Here is a 26,804-nt window from a genome sequence, read left to right as displayed (position 1 = left end):
TCTCCTGGGTTGTCATGGCGCGTCAGAACAGCGCTTCGTCCATTTCCATCAGCGGGGCCAGGCCCGCGCGGCAGCTGCGGATCAGGCTGGCAGTCTCGGGCAGCAGCTTGGCGAAGTAGAAGCGTGCCGTGGCCAGCTTGGCCGTGTAGAACGGATCGCCCGAGTCCTTCTTGTCCAGCGCGATCTTGGCGGCCTGCGCGAAGAAGAACGCGAAGGTCATGTGACCCACGACGCGCAGGTAGTCCACCGCCGCGGCGCCCACCTCGTCGGGGTTGCCGAAGGCCTTCATGCCGATCTCCTGCGTCAGCTTGTTGACCTTGTCACCCAGGTCGGCCAGCGGGTTCACGAACTCCTGCATGGCTTCATTGACGCCCTCTTCCTCGATGAAGGCGGCGATCTTCTTGCCGAACTTCTTCAGCGTGGCGCCGTTGTTGGCGAGCACCTTGCGGCCGAGCAGGTCCAGCGACTGGATGGTGTTGGTGCCCTCGTAGATCATGTTGATGCGCGCGTCGCGCACGAACTGCTCCATGCCCCATTCGTGGATGAAGCCGTGGCCGCCGTAAACCTGCATGCAGTGCGAGGTGGCCAGCCAGCCGTTGTCGGTGATGAAGGCCTTGATGATGGGCGTCAGCAGCGCGACCTCGGCATCGGCGTCCTTGCGCTCGTCCTCGTCGTCGCTCTTCAGTGCCTTGTCCAGTTGCAGCACGGTGTAGCCCTGCAGCATGCGGCCGCCCTCGGCGAAGGCGCGGGCCGTGAGCAGCATCTTGCGCACGTCGGGGTGCACGATGATGGGGTCGGCCGGCTTGTCCGGCGCCTTGGGGCCGGACAGGGCGCGCATCTGGATTCGGTCCTTGGCGTAGGTCACGGCGTTCTGGTAGGCCACCTCCGTCAGGCCCAGCGACTGGTTGCCCACGCCCAGGCGGGCGGCGTTCATCATGACGAACATCGCTGCCAGGCCCTTGTTGGGCTGGCCCACCAGCGTGCCGGTCGCACCTTCCAGCACGATCTGCGCGGTGGCGTTGCCGTGGATGCCCATCTTGTGCTCCAGGCCGGCGCAGAAGAGGCCGTTGCGCGCGCCCAGCGTGCCGTCGGCGTTGACGTTGAACTTCGGCACCACGAACAGCGAGATGCCCTTGGAGCCGACCGGCGCGTCCGGCAGACGGGCCAGCACCAGGTGGATGATGTTCTCGGCCATGTCGTGCTCGCCGGCGGAGATGAAGATCTTCTGGCCGGTGATCTTGTACGTGCCGTCGGCCTGCGGCTCGGCCTTGGTGCGCAGCAGGCCCAGGTCGGTGCCGCAATGCGGCTCGGTCAGGCACATGGTGCCGGTCCACTCGCCGCTGGTCAGCTTGGGCAGGTAGGTGGCCTTCTGCTCGGGCGTACCGTGGGCATGCAGCGCCTCGTAGGCGCCGTGGCTCAGGCCCGGATACATGGTCCAGGCCTGGTTGGCCGAGTTCAGCATCTCGTAGAAGAACTGATTCACCAGCAATGGCAGGCCCTGGCCGCCGTACTCGGTGTCGCAGGACAGCGCCGCCCAGCCGGCCTCGACATACTGCCGATAGGCCTCCTTGAAGCCCTTGGGCGTGGTCACGGCGTGCGTGGCCTGGTCGAGCGTGCAGCCCTCGGCATCGCCGCTGAGGTTGATGGGGGCGATGACTTCGGCAGCGAACTTGCCGCCTTCCTCAAGCACCGCGTTGATCGTGTCGGCATCGATGTCGGCATGGGCCGGCAGCATCTTCAACTCGTCGACAACGTTCAGCAGCTCGTGCATGACGAACTGCATGTCACGCATGGGCGGTTGGTACTGGGGCATCGGGTACTCCTGGGCTAGGGGTGAGAGTGAGTCGGTCAGCGCCTGGCGGCGCCGTTCTTGGAGTCGGGGCGGCTGCGGTCGATCTCCAGGCCCAGCGGGGTCGCGTAGAACTGGATGGTCCGCTCGAAGCCGTTGCCGGCACGTGACAGTGCGCCGGGGATGCGCATGAAGCGCGCGTCGTGGTGCAGCGACAGGATCAGGCCGTGCAGTTCGAAGACGATCTGGTCGACGTCGGCATCGGCCCGCAGATGGCCCTCGTCGCGGGCCAGGACGATGGCCTTGTGCAGTGCCGCATGCCAGGCCTTCACCATGCCCACCAGCGCGTCGCGCACGGGGCCGGGCCGGTCGTCGAACTCGACGGCGCCGCTGATGTAGATGCAGCCCGAGTCGACCTCGACCGAGACGCGCCGCACCCAGCGCTCGAACATCGCACGCAGCCGCGGCAGGCCGCGCGGCTCGCGGATGGCCGTGAAGAAGACTTCCTCTTCGAACTTGGCGTGGTATTCGGTGACGACCGCGATCTGCAACTCCTCGCGCGAGCCGAAATGGGCGAAGACGCCGGACTTGCTCATGCCCGTCACGTCGGCCAGCGCGCCGATGGAAAGGCCCTCAAGGCCCATGTGCGAGGCCAGGCCCAGGGCTGCTTCGAGGATAGCGGCGCGGGTCTGCTGGCCCTTCTGCAGCGAGCGCGCCACGCGGGCCGGCTTCGCGGCGCGCAGCGGGGCGGCTTTCTTGGCGGGGGCGGGCTGTGTCGACACGGGCAGGAATAAAACGAACGGTCGTTCTATTTTGCAGGTCGCTTCCGTGACAACGCCAGCATGGCCCCGCGATTTACTAGGGTGATGCACCTAATACTGCCGCCAACCTAGGGAACACCCGGATCCAGGGCTGTCATGCGGCCACGCTTGAGCGCTGGCCCGGTTCTCGCTAGGCTCGCGGCTGGAGGTAAGCCCAGTGGATGTGCTCCAGCTCGATGTCTCCGGCCGACCCCAGGCCTGGATCACGACGCGCGAAGCGGCCGTGATCTATGCCTGCGACGGCATCGCCTGGACTTTGGGCGAACCCTGCCAGGTGCTGCGCGGCGGCCTGCAGCGCATCACCGGGCGGCAATCCCGCATCGAGGTGCACTCCATCATCGCCGTGCGCGGCGCCGTGCCCAGCCGGGCCTGGCGTCAGGCGCCGGCCTTGACCAACGGCAAGCTCTTCGTACGCGACCGCTTCGTCTGCGCCTACTGCGGCCACCGCCGCCTGCCGGAGGATCTGACGCGCGAGCACATCCAGCCCACGTCGCGCGGCGGCCTGGACAGCTGGATGAACTGCATCACCGCCTGCCGTCCCTGCAACGGCCGCAAGGGCAACCGCATGCCGGAAGAGGCACACATGAGCCTGCTCTACCTGCCCTATGTGCCCAGCCTCCACGAGGACATGATCCTGCGCGGCCGCCGCATCCTGGCCGACCAGATGGAGTTCCTGCTCGCCAGCGTGCCCAGGAGTTCGCGCTTGCACGGTTGACAGGCAACCGTAAAGAGTTGTGCCGGACGGCATCCAGCCGTCAACGGCGAGACAATGAGGCGCGTTGGGCAGCTGTTTTGCCTCTGGAGACCCCGAATGTCCAAGCTCATGACTTCCCTCACGCTGGCCGCGGCGGCCGCGCTGTCGGCCTGCTCGACGACCAGCCCCGACGTGGTCCAGCGCGGTGACGCGCAGCGCATGTCGCAGGTACAGGACGCAACCGTGCTGTCCACCCGCCCCGTCACCGTGGACGGCTCGCAAAGCGGCGTCGGCGGCGTGGCCGGCGGCGTCACCGGCGCCATCGCCGGCGGCTCTGTCGGCGGACGCCGCGACGGTCAGGTGGCCGGCGTCATCGGCGCCGTTGCCGGTGCCGTCATCGGCAACGCCATCGAGCGCTCCGCCACCCGTGAGGACGCGCTGGAAATCATCGTCCAACTGCGCAACGGCGAGCGCCGCGCCATCATCCAGGCCCGCGGCAACGAGAGTTTCAACAGCGGCGACCCCGTCGTCCTCGTGACGACCGGCGGCAAGACCCGCGTGACCCGCGCCCCGGCCGTCATGCCGGCCGGCCCCGGCAGAAACGGCTGAGAGGCACCTCGGGCCGCAGCGGCGGACAATGGCGGGCTTGCCCCGCCACTTTCCGCCTTTCCATGAGCGAGCCCGACGAACCCCTGTATGAAGCGCGCCTGTGGCGCGACAACGGCTGGACCGCCCAGGTCATCAAGAACGAGGACGACGAGGGCTGGGCCGTCGCCATGTTCAAGGCCGGCGAGAACGAGCCGGCCCTGGTCGGCCCCTGGACCATGGGGCGTGACAAGAAGAACCCAAAGCCGCTGGACGTCAACGCCTTCAACACGCTGGTGAAGACGGCCTCGGAGGTCATACGCCGCCACGAGCAGCAACTGCATGCCCAGCTCAACAAGGCCCTCTATGTCGCCCGCGACGGCAACTGGCTGAAGATCACGCTGGAGATCGTGCCCGCCGAGGACGACCCCTATGCCTGGCTCAGCGCCTTCGATGCCGCCGGCGAGCGTCTGGCGCAGGTCAAGGTGGCCGCGGGCTTGCGGTTCAACCAGTCGGCCGCCGAGGCCTGGGTGGACTCGGGCTTCGAGCGCCCCGCCGGCCAGGACTGACTGCAGGTCCGATTGCGGCCAGACGTCCGCAGGCCGCGACCGAAGAATGGCGGCACCCCTTCTGGAGCACGCCATGTCCTTCCGCATCACCGGCCTGCCGGCCCGGCCCTTTTCCCACCTCTTCGGCCTGAGTGACGCCGAGCTGGCGCGCCATGGCGCCCGGCGCTTCCACGGCGAGGGCCTGCCAGACCGCGTCGAGCTGCGCGACACCGGGCCCGGCGAAACCGCACTGCTCATCAACCACGAGCACCAGCCGGCCGACACGCCCTACCGTTCGCGCCACGCCATCTTCGTGCGCGAGCATGCCGGCGCCCCGTTCGACGCGACAGACACCCTGCCCACTGCGCTGCGCAGCCGCCTGCTGTCGCTGCGCGCCTTCGACGCCAGCCACCTGATGGTGGACGCCGACCTCGTGGACGGCTCGGCGGCCGAGGCGCTCATCGAGCGCCTGCTCTCAAGGCCCGACGTGGCCTATGTACACGCGCACTTCGCGCTCCGGGGCTGCTATGCGGCGCTGATCCGCCGCGCTTGATCCAGCTCCACGATCGCCAACGCCGCTTCGTCACGAGGCAGCATCTGGACGATCTCGCCATCGGGCGCGATGACGATGCCGGCGCCGAAGCCGCCGCGCCCGGGCGCGTTCAGCGACTCGGCCCAGTTGCTCTGCAGCACCCAGGCCCGCAGTGCCAGCGCCAGGCGCGCGGCGCCGACGCGGTAGGCCTCGCAGAGGACAGCCTGCTCGGCGTCCGACTCGGCGATGTAGCCGGGCCAGAAGATCAGGCGCGGTCGTGCGTCGTCGACGGGCAGCGCGGCTCGCAATACCGGCAGCAGTGCCTCCACATCCAGCATCTCGCGGCACAGCACCGAGGTGCAGAGCGACTCGCCCAGCACCGTCCAGCCGCGTGATCCACCGGCGGTGAAGAACGTCGCCTCGCTCGGCGTCAGGCCGGTCTTGTGCACGCGGACGACTTCGTCTCCGCACGCATCAATGAAGACATGGCTGTTGAGGACCGCACCACCTGGCCCCAGCGTCGGCATGCCGATGGCCGCGGCGATGCCGAGCCGGGCACAGGCGGCGCGGACCTGCGCTCGCGCGTCGGCCAGCGCCGCCGCGTCCAGCAACTCGGGCAGGCGACGGTGAAAGCCCGTCAACGCCAGCTCCGTGCAGACGCAGCCATCGGCGCCGGTCGCGGCGGCACCTTCCAGCGCGGCCAGCACCTCGGCCAGGTTGCCGGCCAGCGTCCAGTGCATGCGCGGCTGGCTGATCGCCCAGCGCGGCTGCCGGCTCAAGGGGCAATCTCGAACGTCAGCCCGGCACGCTCGTGCAGGCGACGCACCAGGGCCAGGCCCATCGCGGCGCCGGGCGTCCACACGCCGCCGGGCGTCGCGTCACGTCCAACGTCCTGCACCAGGCACAGCGCGGCCTCGCTGATGAGCTTGCAGGTCGAGCCATAGCCCGGGTCGCGGTCGCCCTTGACGACGGCACGCAGCGTCTGGCCGCGAGCCGACTTGCCCGTGAACCAAAGCGTGTAATGGCCGGCCTCGCGCGCGGCCTTGTCCGGGCCGTCGCCGGGCTGGGTCAACACGAAGCGACGCAGCAGGAAGCGCGTCGGCCTGAAGCCCAGCGCCAGGCTCTGCAGCTTCGTGAGGCGGGCCAGTGCAACCGCTTTCCTGCGACCCTTGTCGCCCTGGCCGGGCTTGCCGGTCAGCAGCCTCTCGCTATAGACGAAGCCCGCGCCCCAGGGGTGGCCGCGCAGCGCATTGCTGCGGTGCACGTTCTTCGTGTTGATGGTGGCCATCAGGAAGGGGCCGCTCCAGGCGTCGGCCCAGTCGTCGTAGGCCGGGTCCTGGTCGGCGGGCTGGCGCGGCCCCTTGAAGCCCGGCGTCAGCGCGAAAGGGTTGGCCATCAGCTTGACGAGGCCCGGCTCGCGGCGCACCGCTTCCAGGGTTTCCATCATGCTGGCCAGCGTGCCGCCCGAGGCTGCGCCCTTCACGCGCGCGACGCGCCCGCGCACCTCAGGCAGTGGCGCGCCGAAGCGTTTTTCGGCCTCGGCCTGCAGGTAGACGACACCCAGGTCGAAGGGGATGGAATCGAAGCCGCAGGAGAACACGATGCGCGCGCCGCTCTTCTCGGCCAGCGGCGTGAGCTTGGGGATCATGCGGGCCATCCACAGCGGCTCACCGCAGAGGTCCACATAGTCCGTGCCGGCTTCGGCACAGGCGGTGGCGAGCGGCTCGCCATGCAGTTGATAGGGGCCGACCGTCGTGAGGACGACCTTTGCGCGCCCGACCAGCGCGTTGAGCGCGGCCGCGTCGCCCGCATCGGCCTGCAGCAACGCCACAGAGGGCGGCAGGTTCAGCTCATCACGCACCCGGCCGAGCCTGTCGAGGCTGCGCCCGGCGACGGCCCAGCGCGCACCGGCCGCGCCGCTGAGGTGCAGGTATTCGGCGACGAGCCGCCCCGTGAAGCCGGTAGCTCCGAAGACGATGAGGTCGAATTCCTTGTCGAAGCTCATGCCCTGCCCCTCATCGCCAGCCAGTCGCTGCGCAACATCGACAGCAAATGGCAGTCCACATACTCGCCTGCCACGAAGACGATGCCGCGCTGTATGCCCTCGTGCTTGAAGCCGCATTTCTCTGCCACGCGACGCGACGCATGGTTGTGCACCGACACGCCACAGGACAGGCGGTTCACCGGCCAGTTCTCGAACAAGTAGTCCACCAGCAGCGCGGCCGCCTCGCTGGCCAGGCCCTGGCCGCGCATCGACGGGTCGGCCAGGGTCCAGCCGATCTCGCGCGCCGTCGTGTAGCGCCCGGCGCTGAAGTGCAGCACGTCGCCTATGACGCTGCCATCCTGCAGGTGGCAAATCAGGAGCCTTTCGGAATCCTCGCTGGCGAAGCCGTTGTCCTTCCAGCGTGCATCGATCTTGTGCGGCGACATCATGCGCGTGCCTGCAAACTGGCCCCGGACCTGCGGGTCGCCGGCTGTGCGCTTGAGCCAAGGCAGGTCGTCCTCGTTCACATGGCGCAGGCCGACGCGTTGTCCTCTCAGCATGGATTCGTCCTCGAAATAGGAAAGCCCGGCCGAAGCCGGGCCCGTGGCGGGTGTCGCCGCCTAGAAATGGATGCCGCGCATCATCTGCTGCAGCGCGATGGCCTCGGGCGACAGGCCGCCGCCCCGGCCCTTCTCGCCCTTGGCAGCATCGCTGTCGGGGAACATGCGGAACGAGGTGTTCATGACGATCTGAGCAATGCGCGGCGCCGCGGCATGCAGCAGTTCGCCGGACACGCCCAGGCGCGTGGCGATGCGCACCGGCTTGGCCGTGCAGGCCTGGGCGATCATGTCGGCAGCCTCCTCCGGCGACAGCGTCGGCACGTTGTTGTAGATCTTGGTGGGCGCGATCATGGGCGTGCGCACCAGCGGCATGTTGATGGTGGTGAACGTGATGCCGGTATCGGCGAACTCGCTGGAGGCGCATCGCGTCCACGCATCCAGCGCGGCCTTGGATGCGACGTAGGCCGAGAAGCGCGGTGCGTTCGTCAGCACGCCGATCGAGCTGATGTTGACGACATGGCCGCGCCTCTTGGCCGTCATGCCGGGCAGCAGGCCCATCGTCACGCGCAGGCAGCCGAAGTAGTTCAGCTCCATCGTGCGCTGGAAGTCGTGGAAGCGGTCGTAGCTGCTCTCGATGGCGCGCCGGATGGAACGGCCGGCGTTGTTGATGAGGAAATCCACGCCGCCGAACTGGGTGTTGCACCACTCGACGAGGTTGGCGCTGTCCTCGGCGTCGGCGATGTCGCAGGCGAAGGCGTGGACCTGCGCCTCCTTGCCGGCCTTCTGCTTGATCTCGGCGACGGCTTCCTTCAGCTTGGCCTCGTCGCGCGCGCAGATCAGCGTGATGGCGCCGGCCTCGGCGAACTTGATGGCCGCGGCCAGGCCGATGCCCGACGAGCCGCCCGTCACCAGAACCACCTTGCCGCCGGTCGCGCCCTTGAGCGAGCGATCGATGAAGAGGTCCGGGTCGAGGTGGCGCTCCCAGTAGTCCCACAGCCGCCAGGCATAGTCGTTCAGGTCCGGGCATGCGATGCCAGACCCCTTCAGCGCGGCCTCGGTGTCGCGGCAGTCGAAGCGCGTGGGGTAGTTGATGAAGGTGAACATATCCTCGGGCAGCCCCAGGTCCTTCATCACCGCATTGCGGATGCGGCGCACCGGCGCCAGCGCCATCAGTCCCTTCTTGACGCTCCGGGGGATGAAGCCCATCAGCGCCGCGTTGATGAACAGGTTCATCTTGGGCGCATGCGCGGCCCGACTGAAGATGTCCAGCACATCGCCGACGCGGTAGCCCTTGGGGTCCACGAGGTGGTAGCAGCCCTGACCCTTGGTGACCAGGTGCGAGATGTGGTCCAGCGCGTCGACGACGAAGTCCACCGGCACGATGTTCATGCGGCCGCCCTCCAGGCCCACGCTGGGCATCCACGGCGGCAGGATCTGGCGCATGCGCTGGATCAGCTTGAACACGTAGTACGGCCCGTCGATCTTGTCCATCTCGCCGGTCCTGGAGTCGCCGACGACCATGGCGGGGCGATACACCGTCCACGGCCGCCTGCACTCCTTGCGCACGAGCTTCTCGCTTTCGTGCTTGGTCATGAAGTAGGGGTGGTCGAGGTTCTCGGCCTCGTCGAACATGTCCTCGCGGAACACGCCCTCGTACAGGCCCGCCGCTGCGATGGAGCTGACATGGTGGACATGGCCCGCGTCGATCGCCTGCGCGAACTCCACCATGCTGCGCGTACCCTCGATGTTGACGGCGACCTGCGACTCCTCGTCGGCGGAGAGGTCGTAGACGGCGGCCAGGTGGTAGAGGTGGTCGATCTGGCCCTTGAGGCCTTTGATGACGTCGCCGGCCACGCCCAGCTTCTTGCCCGTCAGGTCGCCGTAGACGGGGATGGCGCGGGTCTTGCCAACGCCCCAGTAGGCCAGCAGGTCGGGCAGCTTGGCCGCACTCCCCTCGCGCATCAGAAAGTAGACCGTGCTGCCGCGGCGTGCCAGCAGCTTCTTGACGAGCCGCTTGCCGATGAAGCCGGTGGCACCGGTGACGAAATACTGCATGCGGGTCTCCTGCTCTTGAAGTTGGGGGGCGATTCGCGTCTGATTCTTCACCAGCGCCCGCGGCACCCCGCTGCGCACTTTCCCGAGGAAACGCGACCCCACTCGTAGAGCGCACTCACTAGGAATCGCCGTGCTGGAGCGGGATGCGGCCGCTACAGTGCCATCGGCCCACTCAACAATCTGCGCAACTCGCAAGGACACCCACCATGGTCAAGAAGCTCCAGAAGATGGCTGACAAGAAGAAGACCTCGGCTGCCACCGGCTTCCCCGCTGGCCTGCTCGACGGCGCGATGGCACAGAACGTGAAGGACAGTGCACAGCAGATCTGGGCCGCCGGCCTCGCCTCCTTCGCCAAGGCCCAGGGCGAAGGCTCCAAGGTGTTCGAGGCCCTGGTCTCGGAGGGACTGAAGTTGCAGAAGAAGACACAGTCCGCCGCCGAGGAAAAGCTCAGCGCAGTGGCCAGCAAGGTCAGTGGCATGGCCGGCGACATGGGTGCCAAGGCCGGTCACCAGTGGGACAAGCTGGAGGCCATCTTCGAGCAGCGCGTCGCCAAGGCCTTGAAGAGCCTGGGCGTGCCGTCCGCCGGCGACATCGACAGCCTCATCAAGCGCATCGATGCTCTAGCCCAGTCCGCCGGCCTGCAGGAGGCACCGGTGAAGGCGGCCCGCAAGCCCGCTGCCAAGAAAGCCACCGCCGTGAAGAAGGCCGCCATCGCGAAGAAGGCGCCCGCCGCCAGGAAGCCCGTGGCCAAGAAGGCCGCAGCTACGCCCGCCAGTAAGGCCGCCCCGGCCCGGAAGACGGCAGCGACAGCCAAGGCCGCGCAGGCCTGAGGCTAGACCCCCGCCGCGATGAGCCGACCGAAGAAGATCGGCCTGGCCCTGGCAGGCGGCGGCCCGCTGGGCGCCATCTATGAAGTGGGCGCCCTTTGTGCGCTGGAGGACGCCGTTGATGGCCTGGACTTCAGCGCCTGCGACGGCTACATCGGCGTCAGCGCGGGCGGCTTCATCGCCGCAGGCCTGGCCAACGGCATGACGCCGCGCCAGCTCTGCGCCGTCTTCATCGAGAACAGCACCGAGGCGCCCGACCGCTTCGACCCCGCGGAACTGCTGCAGCCGGCCTGGGCCGAGTTCGGTGCACGCCTGCGCCTGTTGCCGGGCCTGCTGGCCGACGCGGTGCGCGACGTGGTGCTGGAGGGCCGCTCCGTGCCGGGGGCCGTCGAGCGCCTGGGACGCGTGCTGCCCACCGGCCTGCTCAGCAGCGAGCGCCTGGCTGCTGCGCTGAGCCGCGTCTTCGCCGAGCCTGGCCGCACGAACGACTTCCGCGCGCTGCGCCGCCGCCTCGTGCTGGTGGCCACCGATCTGGACAGCGGCGAGGCCATCCCATTCGGCACCGCGGGCTGGGACCATGTGCCCATCGCACAGGCAGTGCAGGCCAGCGCCGCGCTGCCGGGCCTGTTCCCGCCAGTGGAGATTGCCGGGCGCCACTACGTGGACGGCGCGTTGAAGAAGACGCTGCATGCCTCCGTGCTGCTGGACCGCGGGCTGGACCTGCTGATCTGCCTGAACCCGTTGGTGCCCTACGCGAGCAACCGGATGTCGCCGCGCGACGCGCGCTCGCGCAGGGCGCGGAAGCTGGCCCACAAGCTGGGCCGCCCGGCGCTGCGCGCGCAGCAACCGCGCATTCATCGGCTGGTGGACGGCGGCCTGCCGCTGGTGCTGTCGCAGACCTTCCGCTCGCTGATCCACTCGCGGCTGGCGCTGGGCCTGAAGGGCTACGAGCGCACGCACCCGCGGACCGACATCCTGCTGTTCGAGCCCGACCCGCGCGACGCCGAGCTGTTCATGGCCAATACCTTCGGCTATGCGCAGCGCCGAAAGCTGGCCGAGCATGCCTACCAGGCCACGCGCGAGCTGCTACGCGAGCGCGCCGCGACGCTGAAGCCGCAGCTCCAGCGCGTCGGCCTGACGCTGCGCGAGGACCGGCTGGCCGACCGCGAAGCCCGTCTGCTGTCCTTGCCGGGCGAAACGCGCATGGAGGCCGCGCTGCGCTCGCTGCGCGGGTCGTTGAGCATGCTGGAAGCTAGGCGTCCACCAGCCGCCGCGTGATCGCCGCACGCAGCGGCGGCAGGTGTCGGGCCATGTCGATGACGGCCCTGCGCAACGCCAGCACCGGCGCGCGGTCGTCGGTGAAGAAGCGCACCAGCGCATTGGTGCCGGCATACAGCGGGCCAGCCGCGCGGCGGTGCTCTGCCTCATAGGCCAGCAGGGCGCCCATCTCGCCCGGGTCGCACCCCGGCTCCAGTCGCCGCGACAGCGCCTCAACGCCGTGGAGCCCCAGGTTGTAGCCATGGGCCGTGACCGGGTGCATGCCCACCGCCGCATCGCCGATCAAAGCCAGGCGCGGCGCGACGAAGCGCTGCGCCCAGACGGCCACCAGCGGATAGACGTGGCGCGCGCCGTCCACGCGCATCTCGCCCAGGCTGCCCTCGGCCGCGGCCGCTATGGCGGCGGCGAACGCGGCGTCATCCATCGCGGCGATTCGCGGCAACTCGGCGTTCGCGACGGTCCACACGGCCGAGCTGCGGCGACCGGTCTTGGGCAGCAGCGCCAGCGTGCGGCCTTCGAGAAAGCATTCCTGCGCCAGGCCTTCGTGCTCGCGCTCATGCGTCAGCGGCACGAGCAGCGCACTGCGGCCGAAGTCGTGGTGGCGGGCGGCGATGCCGGCGAGGCGGCGTAACGGCGAGAAGCGGCTGTCGGCCGCGACGACCAGCGGCGCCGCATGGCGCTCGCCGGTGCGCGTCTGCACGACGGCGACCCGGGCCTCGCGCCAGAAGCCGGCGACCTGGCGCCCGCAGCGGATGTCCATGCCGCGCTGCTGCGCCGCCTCCCAGGCTGCGGCGCGGATGCGGTGGTTGGCGACCAGCCAGCCGAGGTCCTGCCCGGCGGCCTCGAAGGCCAGCGGCGTGCGCGTGCCGCTGGAGCGCACGCTGGCGCGGCGCAGCGGCGCGATGTCGCACAGCCGCCCCCACAGGCCCAGCTGCTCCAGCACGCGGCGTGAGCGGTGGGTCAGCGCGATCTCGCGGCCATCGTCTGCCGGGCGAGCCAGCGCGGCGGCATCGGCCTGCTCCAGGACGCGCACGGCCAGGCCGCGGTCATGCAGCGCACAGGCCAGGGCCAGGCCGGCCGGGCCGGCACCGCAGATCAGGACTTGGGCCTCTGAGGCGGCAAGGTCGTTCATGGCCAAGCAGCCTAGGGCGGTGGGCGGAACGCCGCCTTGACCCACATCAGCCCGGCTCGGGATAGGCCTCGGCCTCCTCCAGCGTCTGCAGCTCGACGAGGCGGCGGTACAGGCCGCCGTCCAGGCCCATCAGCACCTCGTGCGTGCCGCGCTCCTGCAGGCGGCCGTGGTTGAGGACGAGGATCTGGTCGGCCGCACGTATGGTGGACAGGCGGTGCGCGATGGCCACCACCGTCACGCGGCCGTGCAGCGCGGCCAGCGCCTCGCCGACCAGCCGCTCGGTCGCGCTGTCGATGTTGCTGGTGGCCTCGTCCAGGAACAGGATGCGCGGCGCGCCCGCCAGCGCCCGCGCCATCGCGAGCAGTTGCTTCTGGCCGGTGGACACGCGCGCTCCGCCCTCTCCCAGCCGCGTGCCATAGCCCTGAGGCAGCGCGGCGATGAAGTCATGCGCACGGGCGGCGCGGGCGGCATCCTCGACGTCCTCGTCCGAGATGCCCGGCCGACCCATCGCGATGTTGTCGCGCACGCTGGCCGACATCAGATAAGGCTCCTGCGGCACCAGGCCCACCGCGTCGCGGAAGGCCACGTCCGGCACGGCGGCCAGCGGTTGCCCGTCCACCGTGATGCGGCCCTGCTGGGCCGTGTAGAAGCGCAGCAGCAGCGACAGCAGCGTGCTCTTGCCGCTGCCCGTGTGGCCCACGATGCCGACGAAGCTGCCGGCCGGGATGTCCACGTCCACGTCGTGCAACACGAGCCGCGCCGGGTCGTAGCCAAAGCTCAGCCCCTCGATGCGGATGCAGCCCTGCGCGATGTCGCGCCCGTCCTGCGCCGGGCCGCGGTGCTCGTCCTCCTCCAGCAGTGTGCGCACGCGGGACGCGGCGACCATGGCCTGCTGCAGCTGGCCGAACTGCATCGTGATCTGGATCAGTGGCTCGACGACGCGGGCGATGTAGGCCAGAAAGGCATACAGCAGGCCCACCTCCAGGCCCGACAGCTCGCGCCGGCCGAAGCTGTAGATGACGGTGACCAGCAACAGCACGTTCATCAGGTCCAGCGCAGGGCGCAGCAGCCAGGCGTTGGCGCGCAGCTCGGCGATGCGCGACAACCGGTGCTCGGCATTCGTCATCTCGAAGCGCTGCCCGAAGCGGTCTGCCGCGCCGCTGGCCTGCAGCACGGCCATGCCGGCCATGCTCTCGGCCATCTGCGCGTTGATGTCGCTGCGCAGCTGGCGCGTGCGCGCGACGGCCGGCGCGGACAGGCGCTGGTAGCCCAGGATGATGACGACCATGGCCGGCACCAGCGTCGCGACGATGAGCATCAGCCGCCAGTCCAGCACCGCCATCGCGACCAGCGAGCCGGCGACGACGATGGTCGAGTCCAGCATCACGTACAGCACCTGGCGGTAGAGCTGGTTGACCGACTCGGTATCGTTGGTGACGCGACTGACAAGCTGGCCCGTGATGGCCTTGTCGAAGAAGGCCATGGGCAGCGCCAGCACGTGCGCGTAGACGCGCTCACGCAGCCGCAGTACCGAACGCCGAGCGACGCCGGCCATGCGCGACAGCTGCGCGTAGCGTATCCACGACGCGGCCCAGCCGGTCAGCAGCACCAAGGCAAGCAGCGTCGCCATCTCGCCCAGGTCGTAATGGCCTGGCAGCAGGTGGTGGTCGATGTAGCGCTTGCCGAGCATGGGCGCCAGCACCTCCAGGCCGGCGGCGATGACCAGCCACAGCGCGCCCCATAGCAGATGCGGTTTCTCAGGGTGCGCCGCGTCCAGCAGCAGGCCCACGCTCTGCCACGGCTTCTCGTGCTTCTTCGCGGTCTCAGGCGGCTTCAAGGCTGGCCTCGATCTGTTGGTAGCGCCACTGCGAGGCGTACCAGCCGCCCAGCTCCAGGAGCTGCGGGTGCGCGCCGCGCTCGATGACGTGGCCCTGCCTCAGCACGATGACCTCGTCCGCATCCATCACCGCCGACAGCCGGTGCGCGATGACGATGACGCTGCGCTCCGGCCGCGCAGCGCGCAACTCGCGCAGGTGGTCGAGGATGGCCGTCTCGGTACCGGTGTCCACGGCCGACAGCGCGTCGTCCAGCACCAGCAACGGCGCGTCGCTGAGCAGTGCGCGGGCGATGGCGACGCGCTGGCGCTGGCCGCCGGACAGCGTCACGCCGCGCTCGCCCACCTCCGTCGCGTAGCCGTTCGGCAGCCGCGCGATGTCGTCGTGCACGGCCGCCAGCCGCGCCGCGGCCTCGATCTCGTCGCGACTGGCGCCGGGCTTGGCCAGCGCGATGTTGTCGGCCACCGAGGCGGAGAACAGGAAGGGCTCCTGCGGCACCCAGGCAATATGGCCGCGCAGCGTCGCCAGCGGCAGCTCGGGCAGAGCGGTGCCGGCCAGCGTCAGCCGGCCCGCATCGGGCTCGGCCTGGCGCAACAGCAGACGCACCAGGGTGGACTTTCCCGCGCCGGTGGCGCCGACGATGCCCAGCGTGCGGCCCGGCGCCAGCGTGAAGTCCACCTGCTCAAGGGCCGGCCGCTTGGCGCCGGGGAAGCTGAACGTCAGCGCCTCGGCCCGCAGCGAGGCCTGCGCCGGCAGCGCCGCACTGCCTCCATCGGCCAGCGTCAGCGGCGCATCCAGTACCGGCGCCAGCCGCATCCAGGCCGCGCGGCCGCGCTCCAGCAGCGCCAGCACCCAGCCGGCCGCAAACATGGGCCAGATCAGCTGGCCCAGGTACATCGTGAAGGCCGTCAACTGGCCGATGCTGATCTCGCCGCGCGCTACCAGCCAGCCCCCCACGGCCAGCGCGATGGCCGTCGCGGCGGACAGCGTCATGCCCACGGCGGGCTCGTAGGCGGCCTCCAGGCGCTGCGAGCGGAAGCTGGCCTCGGCAGCGCGGTCGGCAAGGCCGCCAAACTGCGCCTCGCTGCGCGCCACCAGGCCCAGCGCGCGCACGGTGCGCACACCGGCCAGACTCTCCTGCACCTGCTGGTTGAGGTCGCCGAAGCGTGTCAGCGAATCCTGGGCGGCCTGGTGCAGGCGCTTGGAGACCCACCAGAACGCCAGCGCCATCGGCGGGAAGGGCAGGAGCGCCGCGAGGCCCAGGCGCCAGTCGATGGCGAGGGTCATCATGGCCAGCACGAGGATCAGCGTCTGCGAGCCGTCGAAGCCCGCCAGCATGGCCTCGCCGGCGGCCTGTTCCACGGTGTCGATGTCGTTGGTCGCCAGCGCCATCAGGTCGCCGGTGCGCTGACTCTGGAAGTAGGCCGGCCCCTGCAGCGCCAGCCGCGCGAACAGCTGCGTGCGCAGCCGCGCGCCAAGGCGGAAGGACGCCTTGAACAGCGTCAGCCGCCAGCCCGCGCGCAGCAGGTAGATGACGAGGCCGGCCGCGACCAGCAGGCCCAGCTGCCGCAGCAGCGCGGGCCCCTGCAGCCCGCCGGCCACCAGTTCGTCGACGACATGGCCCACCTGGCGCGGGATCCAGACGGTCAACAGCGCGATGCAACTCAGCATCGCGCCTGCGGCGGCGTAGGCACGCCAATGCTCGCGCACGAAGCCGGCGAGCATGCGGGAGAGGCTCATCGCCCGGACCGCCGCCACGGCATCCTCCGGGTCGACATGTCGTTCAACGGCTGCGACGCCAGCCCGAGGGCGACGACCGGGCCGCCCCGTTCGTCGACATCACACCCCACGACCACGCCACTCAGCGTGACGCAACGCGGCGGCCAGAAACGGGCGGGCCCGTCGATCAGGAGCAGTGCAGGCGACATGGGCCGCGACTATGCCCCAGAGGCCCCGGGATGCGGCGGATCGGTCGGGAGCGCCGGCAGCCCGATGCGGGGCCCGCCGCGCCTGCAACTGTCGCGCCGCAACCACCCAAGCTCCGCCCGGGCTTGGGTGGTTGCGGCGCGCCCCTTGTCTACACTGCGTGCGCTGGTCATCAGAAATCGCGCCGGCATGCCGCAAGGACGACCTTGCCGGCCTTTCTTCACCTCTCGGGACGACCCGAGCGCTGAGCGCTCGCGCGCCGGGAGATACACATGGCATGGCTGATTCTGGTCATCGCAGGCCTGTTCGAAGTGGGCTGGGCCATAGGCCTCAAGTACACCGAGGGTTTCACGCGCCCCTGGCCCACGGCCGGGACCGTGGCGGCAATGGTGATCAGCGTCGCATTGCTGGGCATGGCGATGCGCACGCTGCCGGTGGGCACGGCCTATGCCGTCTGGACCGGCATTGGCGCCGTCGGCACGGTAGTGCTGGGCATGCTGCTGTTCCACGAGCCGGCGACCGTCGCGCGGCTGACCTGCGTGGGCCTCATCGTGGCCGGCATCGTCGGCCTGAAGCTGACCACGGCCTGAGCCACGGCGGCGCGGTCAATAGGTCCGCCCGCCCTTGAACTGCGCATGCTGGCGGCGCTGCAGCGTCGTGCTGCGGCTCATCGCCTCGAAGCTGATGCGCGCATGGGCATGCATGATGGCCAGGCCCAGCGCGTCGGCGGCGTCCTTGCCCGGCACGCCCGGCAGGTTCAAGAGCCGCTGCACCATGGCCTGCACCTGCTCCTTCTTGGCCTGGCCGTGGCCGGCGACGGCCTTCTTCATCTGCACGGCCGTGTACTCGCTGACGGCGAGGTCGGCCGACACCAGCGCGGTCAGCGCGGCGCCGCGCGCCTGCCCCAGCAGCAGCGTGGACTGCGGGTTCACGTTGACGAACACGATCTCCACCGCCGCGCATTGCGGCTGGTAGCGCGCGACGACCTCGCGGATGCCGTCGTAGAGGATCTTCAGTCGCCCGGGCAGGTCACCCAGCGCGACGCCGCTGGTCTTGATCGTGCCGCTGGCGACATAGGCCAGGCGCGCCCCCTCGGCATCGACAAGGCCGAAGCCGGTGGTCTGCAGGCCGGGGTCTATGCCAAGAATCCTCATCGCATCCCCCGCCAGAGCGCCCCATGGGCGATGAGCCCCCCTTGGGGGGCGTCAAGCGGAGTTCGCATGGGGGTCGACATCACCTGTACCCCAGCGGCAGCTGGAAGTACCAGCGCGCCGAATGGAAGAACACCGGCGCCGCGAAACACAGCACGGCGATGCGGTCCAGCAGGCCCACGGCGCCGGTGATGGAGCTGCGGTTGCCCCAGTAGCGCGCACCGGCGTCCTTCTTCAGCGCCTTCATGACCAGGTCGCCGAAGCCGGCCGCGCCGGCCGTCACGAACGCCATCGCCAGCGCCTGGCCGGCCTTGAAGGGCGTGATCCAGAACAGCAGGCCGCCCGCCGCCGCGCCGGTCAGCGTACCCACCCACCAGGCCCGCATCGAGAAGCTGCGGCTGATGCGCCGCGCCACCGGCCGGCGGCGCAGCAGGCGGCGCGCGATCTCCTGCGCGATCTGCGCTGCCGCGACGACCATGACGAGGAAGAACAGCAGGAAGGCACCGCGTCCCGTATAACCGGGGAAGTCCAGCAGCAGCAGGGCCGGCGCATGCGACAGGCCGTAGACGCAGACCATCACGCCCCACTGGATCTTGGCGTTGCGCTCCAGGAAGCGCTGTGGATCGTCGGCCAGCGCGCTGACGATGGGCAGCGCGAGGAAGCCGTAGACCGGCAGGAAGACGGTGAAGAGGTCGAAGAAGCGCGTGCCGCAGATCATGTACTGCACCGGCAGCAGCACGAAGAAGGCGACGATGAGCGTGCGGTGGTCGCTGCGCTGGGTGTGCAAGAGGGTGATGAATTCGCGCAGCGCGAGGAAGGACAGCAGCGCGAACAGCAGCGTCGCGCCCAGCGGCCCGGAGATCCATGCCACCCAGAACAGGCAGCCGCCCACCCAGGCCGCGCGCAGGTCGCGGCGCACGCGTGACCAGGCCAGCCGCGAGGCCAGCCGGTCGTCCTCGTTCTCGCGCTCGCGCAGCGAGTTCAGGAACAGTCCGATGCTCAGCAGCAGCAGGAATCCGAACAGCACGAGGAACAGCAGGGCCACCTGCTCGTTCGAGGTCAATTGCTTGAGCCAGCCCACCATCAGTCGGACTCCGCCACATGCCCCACCGCCGCGGGATCGGGCCGCTGCTCCATCACGGCCTCGCGCGCGCGGCACAGGAAGTCGGCCTTGCTTTCACCCTCGCGCAGCTGCAGCGGCGCGCCGAAAGTGACCGTGCACAGGATGGGCACGGGCACGACCTCGCCCTTGGGCATGACGCGCTGAACGTTGTCTATCCAGGTCGGGATCAGCGGCACATGGGGGAACTGCTCGGCCAGGTGGAAGATGCCGGACTTGAAGGGCATGGGGTTGCCCTTGCTGGAGCGCGTGCCCTCCGGAAAGATGACCAGGGAGTCGCCATTGGCCAGCGCCTCGGCCAGTGGCTCCAGCGGGTCCTCGTCGGGGGTGGCGCGGCTGCGGCTGACGTAGATGGCGTTGAAGACCTCGGTCGTCAGCCAGCGCCTGAAGGCGCTCTTGGTCCAGTAGTCGCGCGCGGCAATGGCGCGGGTCGAGGCCCGCAGCTCATGCGGAAAGGCGGCCCATATCAGGACAAGGTCGAAATGACTCTGGTGGTTGGCGATGTAGATGCGCTGCTCTGCTTTTGGCGGGCAGCCCTTCCAGTGGCCCTGCGCACCCGTGATGAGCCGGGCGATGAAGGCGAGCAACTGGCCGGTGAAGGCGGCAAGCGTCATGGGCCGGATTATCGCGGCCCGATCGTGGCCGCCTACCAGTCGTCGCCGCCGCTGCCGAAGTCGTTGCTGCCGGCATCGCCGCCGCCCCAGCCGTCGCCACTGCCGAAGTCGACGTCGCGACGGGCCAGCTCGTCGGCCGCCCCGTTGCTGCTGCCCGAGTCGAAACTGCCAGGCACCAGCCCGCTGCCCGCGCTGCCGTCATGGTCGCGCGGCAGGCTGCGCTCGTCGCGGCCCTCGTGCAGCAGCTTCTCGGCCAGCATGCCGGCCGCCACGCCGCCCGCGGCGGCCAGGCCCACGCCCATCAGGCCGGGGCCGCCGGACGCCGGCGGCACGCCGGGGCCATAGCCCGGCTGCGGGCCATAGCCACCGCCCATGCCGTAGCCGCCGCCGGCCATCGCGGGCTGGGACGGCACCTGGGCCTCGGTGCGACGACGCATCCAGCTCGCGGCGATCCAGATGAAGAGGCCGGCGCCGACCAGCAGCACCCAGACCGGGATGCCGCCACCGCTGCGCTCGGCAGGCGCGGCCCGCAGCGGTGCCGCAGGCTTGACGGCGGCCGGTACGTTGGACGGCCTGGCCTCGGCGGCCTGCTCGCGCTGCAACAGCTGCTCGAAGGCACTGAACTTGGCCGGGTCGGCGAACTTGATGGCCGGGTCCAGCCCGCGCGCACGCTGCACATGGGTGGCGGCGTCGCCGAACTTGCGCTCATGCGCCAGGATCTCGGCCAGCACGTAATGCGCCCGCGCGCTGTCGGGCTTGGCCGCGACGACCTCGCGCATCAGCTTCTCGGCGCCGGCGTAGTCGCCGCGCTGCGTGGCGGCCTGGACCTCGTCGACGGTTGGCAGGGCCTGTGCCGCGCCCATCCACAGCAGGGACAGCAAGGCCACGCAGATCAGCAGGAATCGGGGAAATTTCATCGCAACACTCCTCGAAGCGTCGCCCGCGTGCCACGCACGCCGGCCGACGGCAGTTTGCGCCCCGGATCTGACGACGGGCCGTCCGGTTTCAAGGCTTTACGTGCAACATGCAAGCCTGCGCTCAGCCAGCAGGCGACAGGTCTGCGGTCGCACGCCCCCCGGTCAGGCCAGCTGCGCGGCGGCGGCGGGCCGCCGCATCGAGGCCCGCATCATCTGCGCGGCCTTCTCGCCGATCATCATCGCCGGCGCGTTGGTGTTGCCGCTGATCAGCGTGGGCATGATGGATGCGTCCACCACGCGCAGGCCCAGCAGTCCGTGCACGCGCAGCTCGGCATCGACGACGGCCAGCGCATCGGCGCCCATCCTGCACGTGCCCACCGGGTGGTAGATGGTGTCGGCGCGGCGGCGCAGCAAGGCCTCGATGTCGGCGTCCGAACGCGTCTCGGTGCTCCACATCTCGGTGCGCCAGTGCGCGCGCAACGACGGCTGCTCCAGCAGCGCGCGGGTGAGCTTGAAGCCGGCCACCATTTGCGGCATGTCGTCGGGATGCTGGAAGAAGGCCGGGTCGATCAGCGGCGCACTGCTCGCGTCCCGGCCGGCGAGCCGCACGCTGCCGCGGCTGCGCGGGCGCAGCAGGCAGACATGACAGGAGATGCCATGGCCCCAGCGCAGCTTGCGGGCATGGTCTTCCACGGCGGCGACGACAAAATGCAGCTGGATGTCGGGCCGTGACTGCTCGGCGCTGCTGCGCAGGAAGCCGCCGCCCTCGGCGAAGTTGCTGGTCAGCATGCCGCGGCGCTCGGCGCGGTAGCGCTGCATGCCGCGCCAGAACGCCAGCCCGCCGCGCAGCGACAGGCCGAAGGTGTCCAGGCTGCGGCTGCGCAAGCCGAAGACGAAGTCCGGGTGGTCCTGCAGGTTGGCGCCGACGCCGGGCAGGTGGTGCAGCACGGGAATGCCCTGAGCCTGCAGCTGCGCCGCGTCCCCCACGCCGGACAGCATCAGCAGCTGCGGCGACTGGATGGCACCCGCCGCTAGCACCACCTCGCGCCTGGCCTGCAGCCGGCGCAGCACACCGCCCACGCGGGCCTCGACGCCCACGGCGCGGCGGCCGTCGAACAGGATACGCAGCACCTGGGCCTGCACCGTCACGCGCAGGTTGGGCCGGCCCAGGTGCGGGCGCAGGTAGGCGCGCGCAGCGCTGCAGCGCTCGCCACCGTCCTGCGTGACCTGATAGATGCCCAGGCCTTCCTGCGTCGCGCCGTTGAAATCGACGTTGATCGCATGGCCCGCCTCGCGGCCGGCCGCCAGCCAGGCGGCGTGAAGCGGGTTGTCGGTGCGCAGCTGGCTGACCTTCAGCGGGCCTGCGTTGCCATGCAGCGGCGCACCGAACGTGTCATTGCCCTCACTCTTGATGAAGAAGGGCAGCACGTCGTCCCAGGCCCAGCCGGGGTTGCCGAGGGCGGCCCAATGGTCGTAGTCCTCGCGCTGGCCGCGGATGTAGACCATGGCATTGATGCCCGAAGAGCCGCCCAGCATCTTGCCGCGCGGCACATAGCCGCGGCGACCGTCCAGGCCGGGCTGGGGCACGGTCTCGAAGGCGTAGTTGTGCAGCCTGCTGGGCACCATCAGCACCGCGGCGGTGGGCACGCTGCCAAGCCAGTTGTTCACGTCGGCGCCGGCCTCCAGCACCAGCACCTGCGTGTCGCGGTCTTCGCTCAGCCGCCCGGCCAGTGCCGAGCCGGACGAGCCGCCGCCGATGACGATGACGTCGTGGCTCTCGTCGAAGTGCGGCGCGTCGTTCATGGGCATCAGGCGATCCGCTTGAGCAGGGAAAGCAGGCGCTCGAAGGTGGCGCCATAGGGCGGCTGGAACAGCCGCGTGCCGGCGAAGCTGGACTGGATGAAGATGGGCTTCTCCTTGCTGCAGGTGCGGAAGCCCCATTCGCCGTGATAGGCCCCCATGCCACTGGCGCCGACGCCGCCTATGGGCTGCTCCTCCTGGCCGAAATGCCACAGGCAGTCGTTGATGGTCACGCCGCCGGCATGGGTCTGGCACATCACCTGCTCGCGCGCGGCGCCGTCGCGGCCGAACCAGTAGAGCGCCAGCGGGCGGTCGCCGCGATTGATGTGGGCCAGGGCCTCGTCGACCCGGTCGTAGCCGACGACGGGCAGCAGCGGGCCGAAGATCTCCTCCTGCATGACCGCCATCTCGGGCGTCACGTCCAGCAGCAGCGCGGGCACCATGCGACGATCATTGGGACGGTCGCCGGGCTGTTCATCGTGGCTGCGCAGCACGCGGGCGCCGCGGGCGGCCGCATCGTCGAGCAGGCCCTGCAGGCGTGCGAGGTGGCGAGGCGAGGCGATGCTGCTGTAGTCGGCATTGCCGTCTATGCGCGGATACATGCGGCGCATCTCGGCGAGGATGCGCTGGCTCAGCGGCTCGATCAGTTCCCGGGGCACCAGCAGGTAGTCTGGCGCCACGCAGGTCTGGCCGGCGTTGAAGAGCTTGCCGAAGGCCAGGCGCGAAGCGGTCAGCTCAAGGTCGCAGCTGCGGTCCACGACGACGGGCGACTTGCCGCCCAGCTCCAAAGTGACCGGCGTCAGGTTCTTCGCTGCCGCCTGTGCGACGAGGCGGCCGACGGCCGTGGAGCCTGTGAAGAAGAGGTGGTCGAAGGGCAGGCCGACGAAGGCCTTGCCGACCTCGGCGCCCCCCGTGATGACCTGCATCTCCTCCGGTTTGAAATGCTCGGCGACGATGCGGGCCATCAACTCTGCGGTGGCCGGCGTCAGCTCCGAGGGCTTGATGAGCACGCGGTTGCCGGCGGCCAGCGCCGCGACGGCCGGTTCCATGGCCAGGTAGTAGGGGTAGTTCCAGGGCGAGACTATGCCCACGACACCCAGCGGCTGGCGCATCAGCGTATTGCGACCGGGCCGGAAGTGCAGCGGCGTCGGCACGCGCCGCGGCCTCATCCAGCGGCGCAGATGCTTCAAGGCGTGGCGGGCGCCGGCCTCGACCGTGAAGATGTCGGCCAGCAGCGACTCCTGGCGGGCGCGGTGGCCGAAGTCCTGCGCGATGGCTGCGGCCAGGGCCTCGCCATGCTCACGCGTCATGTCGAGCAGGCGCTGCAGGCGGTCACGGCGCACCTCGTAGCTCGGCATGCGCTCGGCCTCGAAGGCGCGGCGCTGGGCCGTCAGCGCCAGATGAAGCCGCTCCTGCAGCGTGTTGTCCATGGGTCGGTCTCCGGTGCTCTTGCTGGATGCACCGAGGCTAACCCCAAGACGGGACCTCACCAACGGGAGAGGCCCTGGACTAGAGGACTACGTCTAGAGCCGGCTCATGCCCATCCCTGACTGGCAGGGATGGTCCTTCGATGGGCGTCGGACAGCCCGCAGGGGCTGCCCTCGGTCTCATCTCAGTGCCGGAAGTGACGCACGCCGGTCAGCACCATCGCGATGCCGCGCTCGTTCGCCGCGGCGATGACCTCATCGTCGCGCATGGAGCCGCCCGGCTGGATCACGCAGGAGGCGCCGGCATCGGCCAGCACGTCCAGCCCGTCGCGGAACGGGAAGAAGGCGTCGCTCGCGACGGCCGAGCCCTTCAGGTTCAGGCCGGCGTTGTCGGCCTTGATGGACGCGATGCGGGCCGAGTCGATGCGGCTCATCTGGCCCGCACCCACGCCCAGCGTCATGCCGCCGCCGCAGAAGACGATGGCGTTGCTCTTCACGTACTGCGCGACGGTCCAGGCGAACATCAGGTCGTCCAGTTGCTGGGGCGTGGGCTGCAGCGTCGTGACGATCTTCAGGTCCTCGCGCTTCAGGAAATGGTTGTCGGCCGTCTGCAGCAGCAGGCCCGAGCCGACGCGCTTGCTGTCTCCGGCGTTGCGGCCCTGGTCCCAGGGGCGGGCGCCGCCCGGAGGCAGCGCGATCTGCAGCAGGCGCACATTGACCTTGCCCTTGAAGACCTCCAGCGCCTCGGCGCTGAACGACGGCGCCATCAGCACCTCGACGAACTGCTTGCTGACCAGCTGCGCGGCCGCGCCGTCCACCTCGCGATTGAAGGCGATGATGCCGCCGAAGGCACTGGTGGGGTCGGTCTTGAAGGCCTTCTGGTAGGCCTCGGCCGGGTTGGCGCCCACGGCCACGCCGCAGGGGTTGGCGTGCTTGATGATGACGCAGGCCGGCGTGTCAAAGCTCTTGACGCACTCCCACGCGGCATCCGCGTCGGCGATGTTGTTGTAGCTGAGTTCCTTGCCCTGCAGCTGCTTGCCGGTCACCAGCGAGCCCGGCGCCGGGAACAGGTCACGGTACAGCGCGGCGCTCTGGTGCGAGTTCTCGCCGTAGCGCAGGTCCTGCACCTTGACGAAGGTGGCGTTCATCTGCGCCGGGTACTCGGCCTTGCTGCCGTCCTCGTTCAGCGCGGACAGGTAGTTGCTGATGGCCGCGTCGTACTGCGCGATGCGGTTGAACGCCGCGACGGAGGCCGCGAAGCGCGTCTTGTCGCTGGTCCTGCCATGGGCCTTCAGCTCGGCCAGCACGGCGGCGTACTGGGCCGAATCGGTCAGCACCGTCACGTCCTTCCAGTTCTTGGCCGCGCTGCGCACCATGGCCGGGCCGCCGATGTCGATGTTCTCGATGGCGTCCTCCAGCGTGCAGCCGGGCTTGGCCACGGTGGCCTCGAAGGGGTAGAGGTTGACAGCCAGGATGTCGATGCGCGTGATGCCATGCTGCTGCATCGCCGCGACATGCTCGGGCAGGTCGCTGCGCGCCAGCAGGCCGCCGTGGATCTTGGGATGCAGCGTCTTCACGCGGCCGTCCATCATCTCGGGGAAGCCGGTGTGCTCGGCCACTTCCGTCACCGGCAGGCCGGCCTCGGCCAGCAGCTTGGCGGTACCGCCGGTGGACAGCAGCCTGGCGCCTAGAGCATGCAGCTCCTCGGCGAATTCGAGGATGCCGGTCTTGTCGGAGACCGAGAGGAGTGCGGTGAGTTGTGTCATGGTCTTGATCGGTTGGGGTCGGAGCTCTTCGCTGCGCTCAAAGGTCCAACCCGCAAGGTCTTACAAATTGTGATCGGTCAGCTTGCGGCGCAGCGTATTGCGGTTGATGCCCAGCCACTGCGCCGCCCTGCTCTGGTTGCCGCCGGCCTCGCGCATGACGATCTCGAACAGCGGCTTCTCGACCAGCTTCACCAGCATCTCGTGCATGGAATGCGGCTCCTGGCCATCGAGGTCACGGAAGAAGGCTTCGAGGTTGTCGCGCACGCAGGCGTCGATGGGGTTGGGCGGGGTGGTGTTCTTCTGGGCACTCATGACAGGAGTTTCTTGTTTCAGGCGGCGCAGGCTTCGTCGGCCTGTGCGTCTTCGTCGTTGGCGGCCGCGAGGGTGGGCGGCAGCCGGTCATGCGCCTGGCCGAGTTCGTCGAACCAGTCGCGGAGCGCCTGCAACTGCTGATCGCAGCGCTCCAGGGTGTTCATGTGCTGGCGGAAGGCCTCGCCGCCGGGCAGACCGCGCACGGCCCAGCCGATGTGCTTGCGCGCGCTGCGCACGCCGCTGAGTTCGCCGTACAGGCCGTAGTGGTCATGCAGGTGCTCGGTCAGCACGTCGCGCGCTTCGACGATGGTGGGCGGAGGCAGGTGCTCACCGGTGGCAAGGAAATGCGCCACCTCGCGGAAGATCCACGGCCGGCCCTGGGCCGCGCGACCTATCATCAACGCGTCGGCCTGGGTGTAGGCCAGCACGTCGCGGGCCTTCTCGGGCGTGTCGATGTCGCCGTTGGCGACGACCGGGATGGACAGCGCGGCCTTCACGGCGGCGATGGTGTCGTATTCCGCCAGGCCTTTGTACCCCTGCTCGCGCGTTCGGCCGTGTATGGTCAGCATCGCGATGCCGGCGGCCTCGAACAGCTTCGCCAGGCGCAGCGCGTTGCGCTCGTCGGCGCTCCAGCCGGTGCGCATCTTCAGCGTGACCGGCACGCCGCGCGGCACGCACTGGGCCACGACCGACTCGACGATCTCCAGCGCCAGCGCCTCGTTGCGCATCAGCGCCGAGCCGGCCCATTTGTTGCAGACCTTCTTGGCCGGACAGCCCATGTTGATATCGATGATCTGCGCGCCGCGGTCGACGTTGTAGGCCGCAGCCTCGGCCATCATGGCCGCGTCGGTGCCGGCGATCTGCACGGCAATGGGGCCGGGCTCACCCGAGTGATCAGCGCGACGCGAGGTCTTGAGGCTGCCCCACAGCTCCTTGCGTGACGTGACCATCTCGCTGACCGCATATCCCGCGCCCAGGCGCCGGCACAGCTGGCGGAAGGGCCGGTCCGTCACCCCGGCCATTGGCGCCACGAACAGCGCGTTGGGGAGGAGGTGGGGGCCGATCTTCACGAGGGGTCTGCTCAAAAATGAGGCGACATTGTAGCCACCCCGGCCTTCGCGCCCGGACCAC

At 69.6% G+C, this 26,804-nt stretch carries 25 protein-coding genes; 7 read left to right on the top strand and 18 right to left on the bottom strand.

Annotated features, from left to right (window positions below; all coding sequences use genetic code 11):
• Positions 1-22: 22 nt before the first annotated feature.
• Positions 23-1,813: an acyl-CoA dehydrogenase C-terminal domain-containing protein gene (locus JOY88_RS03465; protein WP_293500397.1), complete on the bottom strand. Its 1,791-nt coding sequence runs from the start codon at positions 1,811-1,813 to the stop codon at positions 23-25.
• Positions 1,814-1,848: 35 nt separating this feature from the next.
• Positions 1,849-2,571, bottom strand: coding sequence for a TetR/AcrR family transcriptional regulator (locus JOY88_RS03460; RefSeq protein ID WP_524539183.1), 723 nt, complete (start codon positions 2,569-2,571; stop codon positions 1,849-1,851).
• A gap of 196 nt (positions 2,572-2,767) precedes the next feature.
• On the opposite strand from JOY88_RS03460, the gene JOY88_RS03455 reads away from it, so the two are divergent.
• The 4 genes from JOY88_RS03455 to JOY88_RS03440 all read left to right on the top strand — a co-directional run bounded on the left by JOY88_RS03455 (position 2,768) and on the right by JOY88_RS03440 (position 4,990).
• The gene (locus JOY88_RS03455; RefSeq protein WP_293500396.1) at positions 2,768-3,325 is read left to right on the top strand and encodes an HNH endonuclease; all 558 of its coding nucleotides are present in this window, start codon (positions 2,768-2,770) and stop codon (positions 3,323-3,325) included.
• 96 nt (positions 3,326-3,421) lie between these two features.
• A complete protein-coding gene (locus tag JOY88_RS03450) occupies positions 3,422-3,913 on the top strand; it encodes an outer membrane lipoprotein (RefSeq protein WP_293500395.1) in 492 nt (163 codons plus the stop codon).
• Between the two features lie 62 nt (positions 3,914-3,975).
• The gene (locus tag JOY88_RS03445) at positions 3,976-4,458 is read left to right on the top strand and encodes a hypothetical protein (RefSeq protein WP_293500394.1); all 483 of its coding nucleotides are present in this window, start codon (positions 3,976-3,978) and stop codon (positions 4,456-4,458) included.
• A 73-nt stretch (positions 4,459-4,531) separates the two neighbouring features.
• On the top strand, positions 4,532-4,990 hold the full coding sequence (locus tag JOY88_RS03440; protein WP_293500393.1) for a DUF1203 domain-containing protein: 459 nt from the start codon (positions 4,532-4,534) through the stop codon (positions 4,988-4,990).
• On the opposite strand, the gene JOY88_RS03435 is transcribed toward JOY88_RS03440, so the two are convergent.
• From JOY88_RS03435 to JOY88_RS03420, 4 genes are read right to left on the bottom strand one after another with little or no spacing between them, the layout of a single operon-like run.
• On the bottom strand, positions 4,963-5,748 hold the full coding sequence (locus JOY88_RS03435) for a nitrilase-related carbon-nitrogen hydrolase (protein ID WP_293500392.1): 786 nt from the start codon (positions 5,746-5,748) through the stop codon (positions 4,963-4,965). The two genes, JOY88_RS03440 and JOY88_RS03435, sit on opposite strands and share 28 nt — an antisense overlap.
• Positions 5,745-6,974: a saccharopine dehydrogenase family protein gene (locus tag JOY88_RS03430; protein WP_293500391.1), complete on the bottom strand. Its 1,230-nt coding sequence runs from the start codon at positions 6,972-6,974 to the stop codon at positions 5,745-5,747. Before JOY88_RS03430 ends, JOY88_RS03435 begins: the two co-directional genes overlap by 4 nt.
• The gene (locus tag JOY88_RS03425; protein ID WP_293500390.1) at positions 6,971-7,513 is read right to left on the bottom strand and encodes a GNAT family N-acetyltransferase; all 543 of its coding nucleotides are present in this window, start codon (positions 7,511-7,513) and stop codon (positions 6,971-6,973) included. Before JOY88_RS03425 ends, JOY88_RS03430 begins: the two co-directional genes overlap by 4 nt.
• A 60-nt stretch (positions 7,514-7,573) precedes the next feature.
• Complete coding sequence (locus JOY88_RS03420) at positions 7,574-9,568, bottom strand: SDR family oxidoreductase (protein WP_293500389.1); 1,995 nt, start codon at positions 9,566-9,568, stop codon at positions 7,574-7,576.
• Positions 9,569-9,774: 206 nt separating this feature from the next.
• Between JOY88_RS03420 and JOY88_RS03415 the strand changes: the two genes are divergently transcribed.
• Together JOY88_RS03415 and JOY88_RS03410 are read left to right on the top strand one after the other, a co-directional pair.
• On the top strand, positions 9,775-10,398 hold the full coding sequence (locus tag JOY88_RS03415) for a phasin family protein (protein ID WP_293500388.1): 624 nt from the start codon (positions 9,775-9,777) through the stop codon (positions 10,396-10,398).
• Positions 10,399-10,416: 18 nt separating this feature from the next.
• Positions 10,417-11,673, top strand: coding sequence for a patatin-like phospholipase family protein (locus JOY88_RS03410; RefSeq protein ID WP_293500387.1), 1,257 nt, complete (start codon positions 10,417-10,419; stop codon positions 11,671-11,673).
• On the opposite strand, the gene ubiM is transcribed toward JOY88_RS03410, so the two are convergent.
• The 3 genes from ubiM to JOY88_RS03395 are packed head-to-tail and all read right to left on the bottom strand — an operon-like array spanning position 11,648 to position 16,380.
• Entirely contained in the window at positions 11,648-12,805 is a 1,158-nt protein-coding gene (ubiM, locus tag JOY88_RS03405) for a 5-demethoxyubiquinol-8 5-hydroxylase UbiM (protein WP_293500386.1), read from the bottom strand. The two genes, JOY88_RS03410 and ubiM, sit on opposite strands and share 26 nt — an antisense overlap.
• Positions 12,806-12,851: 46 nt before the next feature.
• Complete coding sequence (locus JOY88_RS03400) at positions 12,852-14,642, bottom strand: ABC transporter ATP-binding protein (protein ID WP_293500385.1); 1,791 nt, start codon at positions 14,640-14,642, stop codon at positions 12,852-12,854.
• Positions 14,629-16,380 carry an ABC transporter ATP-binding protein gene (locus tag JOY88_RS03395; RefSeq protein ID WP_293500383.1) on the bottom strand — a complete coding sequence of 584 codons (1,752 nt, stop codon included), beginning with the start codon at positions 16,378-16,380 and terminating at the stop codon, positions 14,629-14,631. The genes JOY88_RS03400 and JOY88_RS03395 overlap by 14 nt, the downstream gene beginning before the upstream one ends.
• Positions 16,381-16,838: 458 nt before the next feature.
• On the opposite strand from JOY88_RS03395, the gene sugE reads away from it, so the two are divergent.
• Entirely contained in the window at positions 16,839-17,156 is a 318-nt protein-coding gene (sugE, locus tag JOY88_RS03390; protein ID WP_293500381.1) for a quaternary ammonium compound efflux SMR transporter SugE, read from the top strand.
• A gap of 15 nt (positions 17,157-17,171) precedes the next feature.
• Here sugE and ruvC read toward each other — a convergent pair whose 3' ends face one another.
• From ruvC to dusB, 9 genes are all read right to left on the bottom strand, one after another.
• Positions 17,172-17,720, bottom strand: a complete 549-nt coding sequence (gene ruvC / locus JOY88_RS03385; protein WP_293500379.1) for a crossover junction endodeoxyribonuclease RuvC — start codon at positions 17,718-17,720, stop codon at positions 17,172-17,174.
• Positions 17,721-17,799: 79 nt separating this feature from the next.
• Entirely contained in the window at positions 17,800-18,801 is a 1,002-nt protein-coding gene (locus JOY88_RS03380) for a phosphatidate cytidylyltransferase (protein WP_293500377.1), read from the bottom strand.
• Positions 18,801-19,451: a lysophospholipid acyltransferase family protein gene (locus JOY88_RS03375; RefSeq protein ID WP_293500376.1), complete on the bottom strand. Its 651-nt coding sequence runs from the start codon at positions 19,449-19,451 to the stop codon at positions 18,801-18,803. The genes JOY88_RS03380 and JOY88_RS03375 overlap by 1 nt, the downstream gene beginning before the upstream one ends.
• Before the next feature lie 32 nt (positions 19,452-19,483).
• A complete protein-coding gene (locus JOY88_RS03370) occupies positions 19,484-20,368 on the bottom strand; it encodes a tetratricopeptide repeat protein (RefSeq protein WP_293500375.1) in 885 nt (294 codons plus the stop codon).
• A gap of 162 nt (positions 20,369-20,530) precedes the next feature.
• The gene (locus JOY88_RS03365; RefSeq protein ID WP_293500374.1) at positions 20,531-22,177 is read right to left on the bottom strand and encodes a GMC family oxidoreductase; all 1,647 of its coding nucleotides are present in this window, start codon (positions 22,175-22,177) and stop codon (positions 20,531-20,533) included.
• On the bottom strand, positions 22,177-23,598 hold the full coding sequence (locus JOY88_RS03360; protein ID WP_293500373.1) for a coniferyl aldehyde dehydrogenase: 1,422 nt from the start codon (positions 23,596-23,598) through the stop codon (positions 22,177-22,179). Before JOY88_RS03360 ends, JOY88_RS03365 begins: the two co-directional genes overlap by 1 nt.
• A 182-nt stretch (positions 23,599-23,780) precedes the next feature.
• Positions 23,781-25,361: a bifunctional phosphoribosylaminoimidazolecarboxamide formyltransferase/IMP cyclohydrolase gene (gene purH, locus JOY88_RS03355; RefSeq protein WP_293500371.1), complete on the bottom strand. Its 1,581-nt coding sequence runs from the start codon at positions 25,359-25,361 to the stop codon at positions 23,781-23,783.
• Positions 25,362-25,421: 60 nt separating this feature from the next.
• Positions 25,422-25,673 (bottom strand): helix-turn-helix domain-containing protein, encoded by a 252-nt coding sequence (locus tag JOY88_RS03350; protein ID WP_293500370.1) that lies wholly within the window; start codon positions 25,671-25,673, stop codon positions 25,422-25,424.
• A 17-nt stretch (positions 25,674-25,690) separates the two neighbouring features.
• The gene (gene dusB / locus JOY88_RS03345) at positions 25,691-26,743 is read right to left on the bottom strand and encodes a tRNA dihydrouridine synthase DusB (RefSeq protein WP_524539184.1); all 1,053 of its coding nucleotides are present in this window, start codon (positions 26,741-26,743) and stop codon (positions 25,691-25,693) included.
• Positions 26,744-26,804 lie beyond the last annotated feature (61 nt).

Origin of the sequence: Roseateles sp., assembly GCF_019237615.1 — a bacterium.
Taxonomy (GTDB): Bacteria; Pseudomonadota; Gammaproteobacteria; order Burkholderiales; family Burkholderiaceae_C; genus Pelomonas.
Note: the sequence above shows the minus strand (reverse complement) of the source record. Positions and strands in the feature narration are given on the sequence as shown.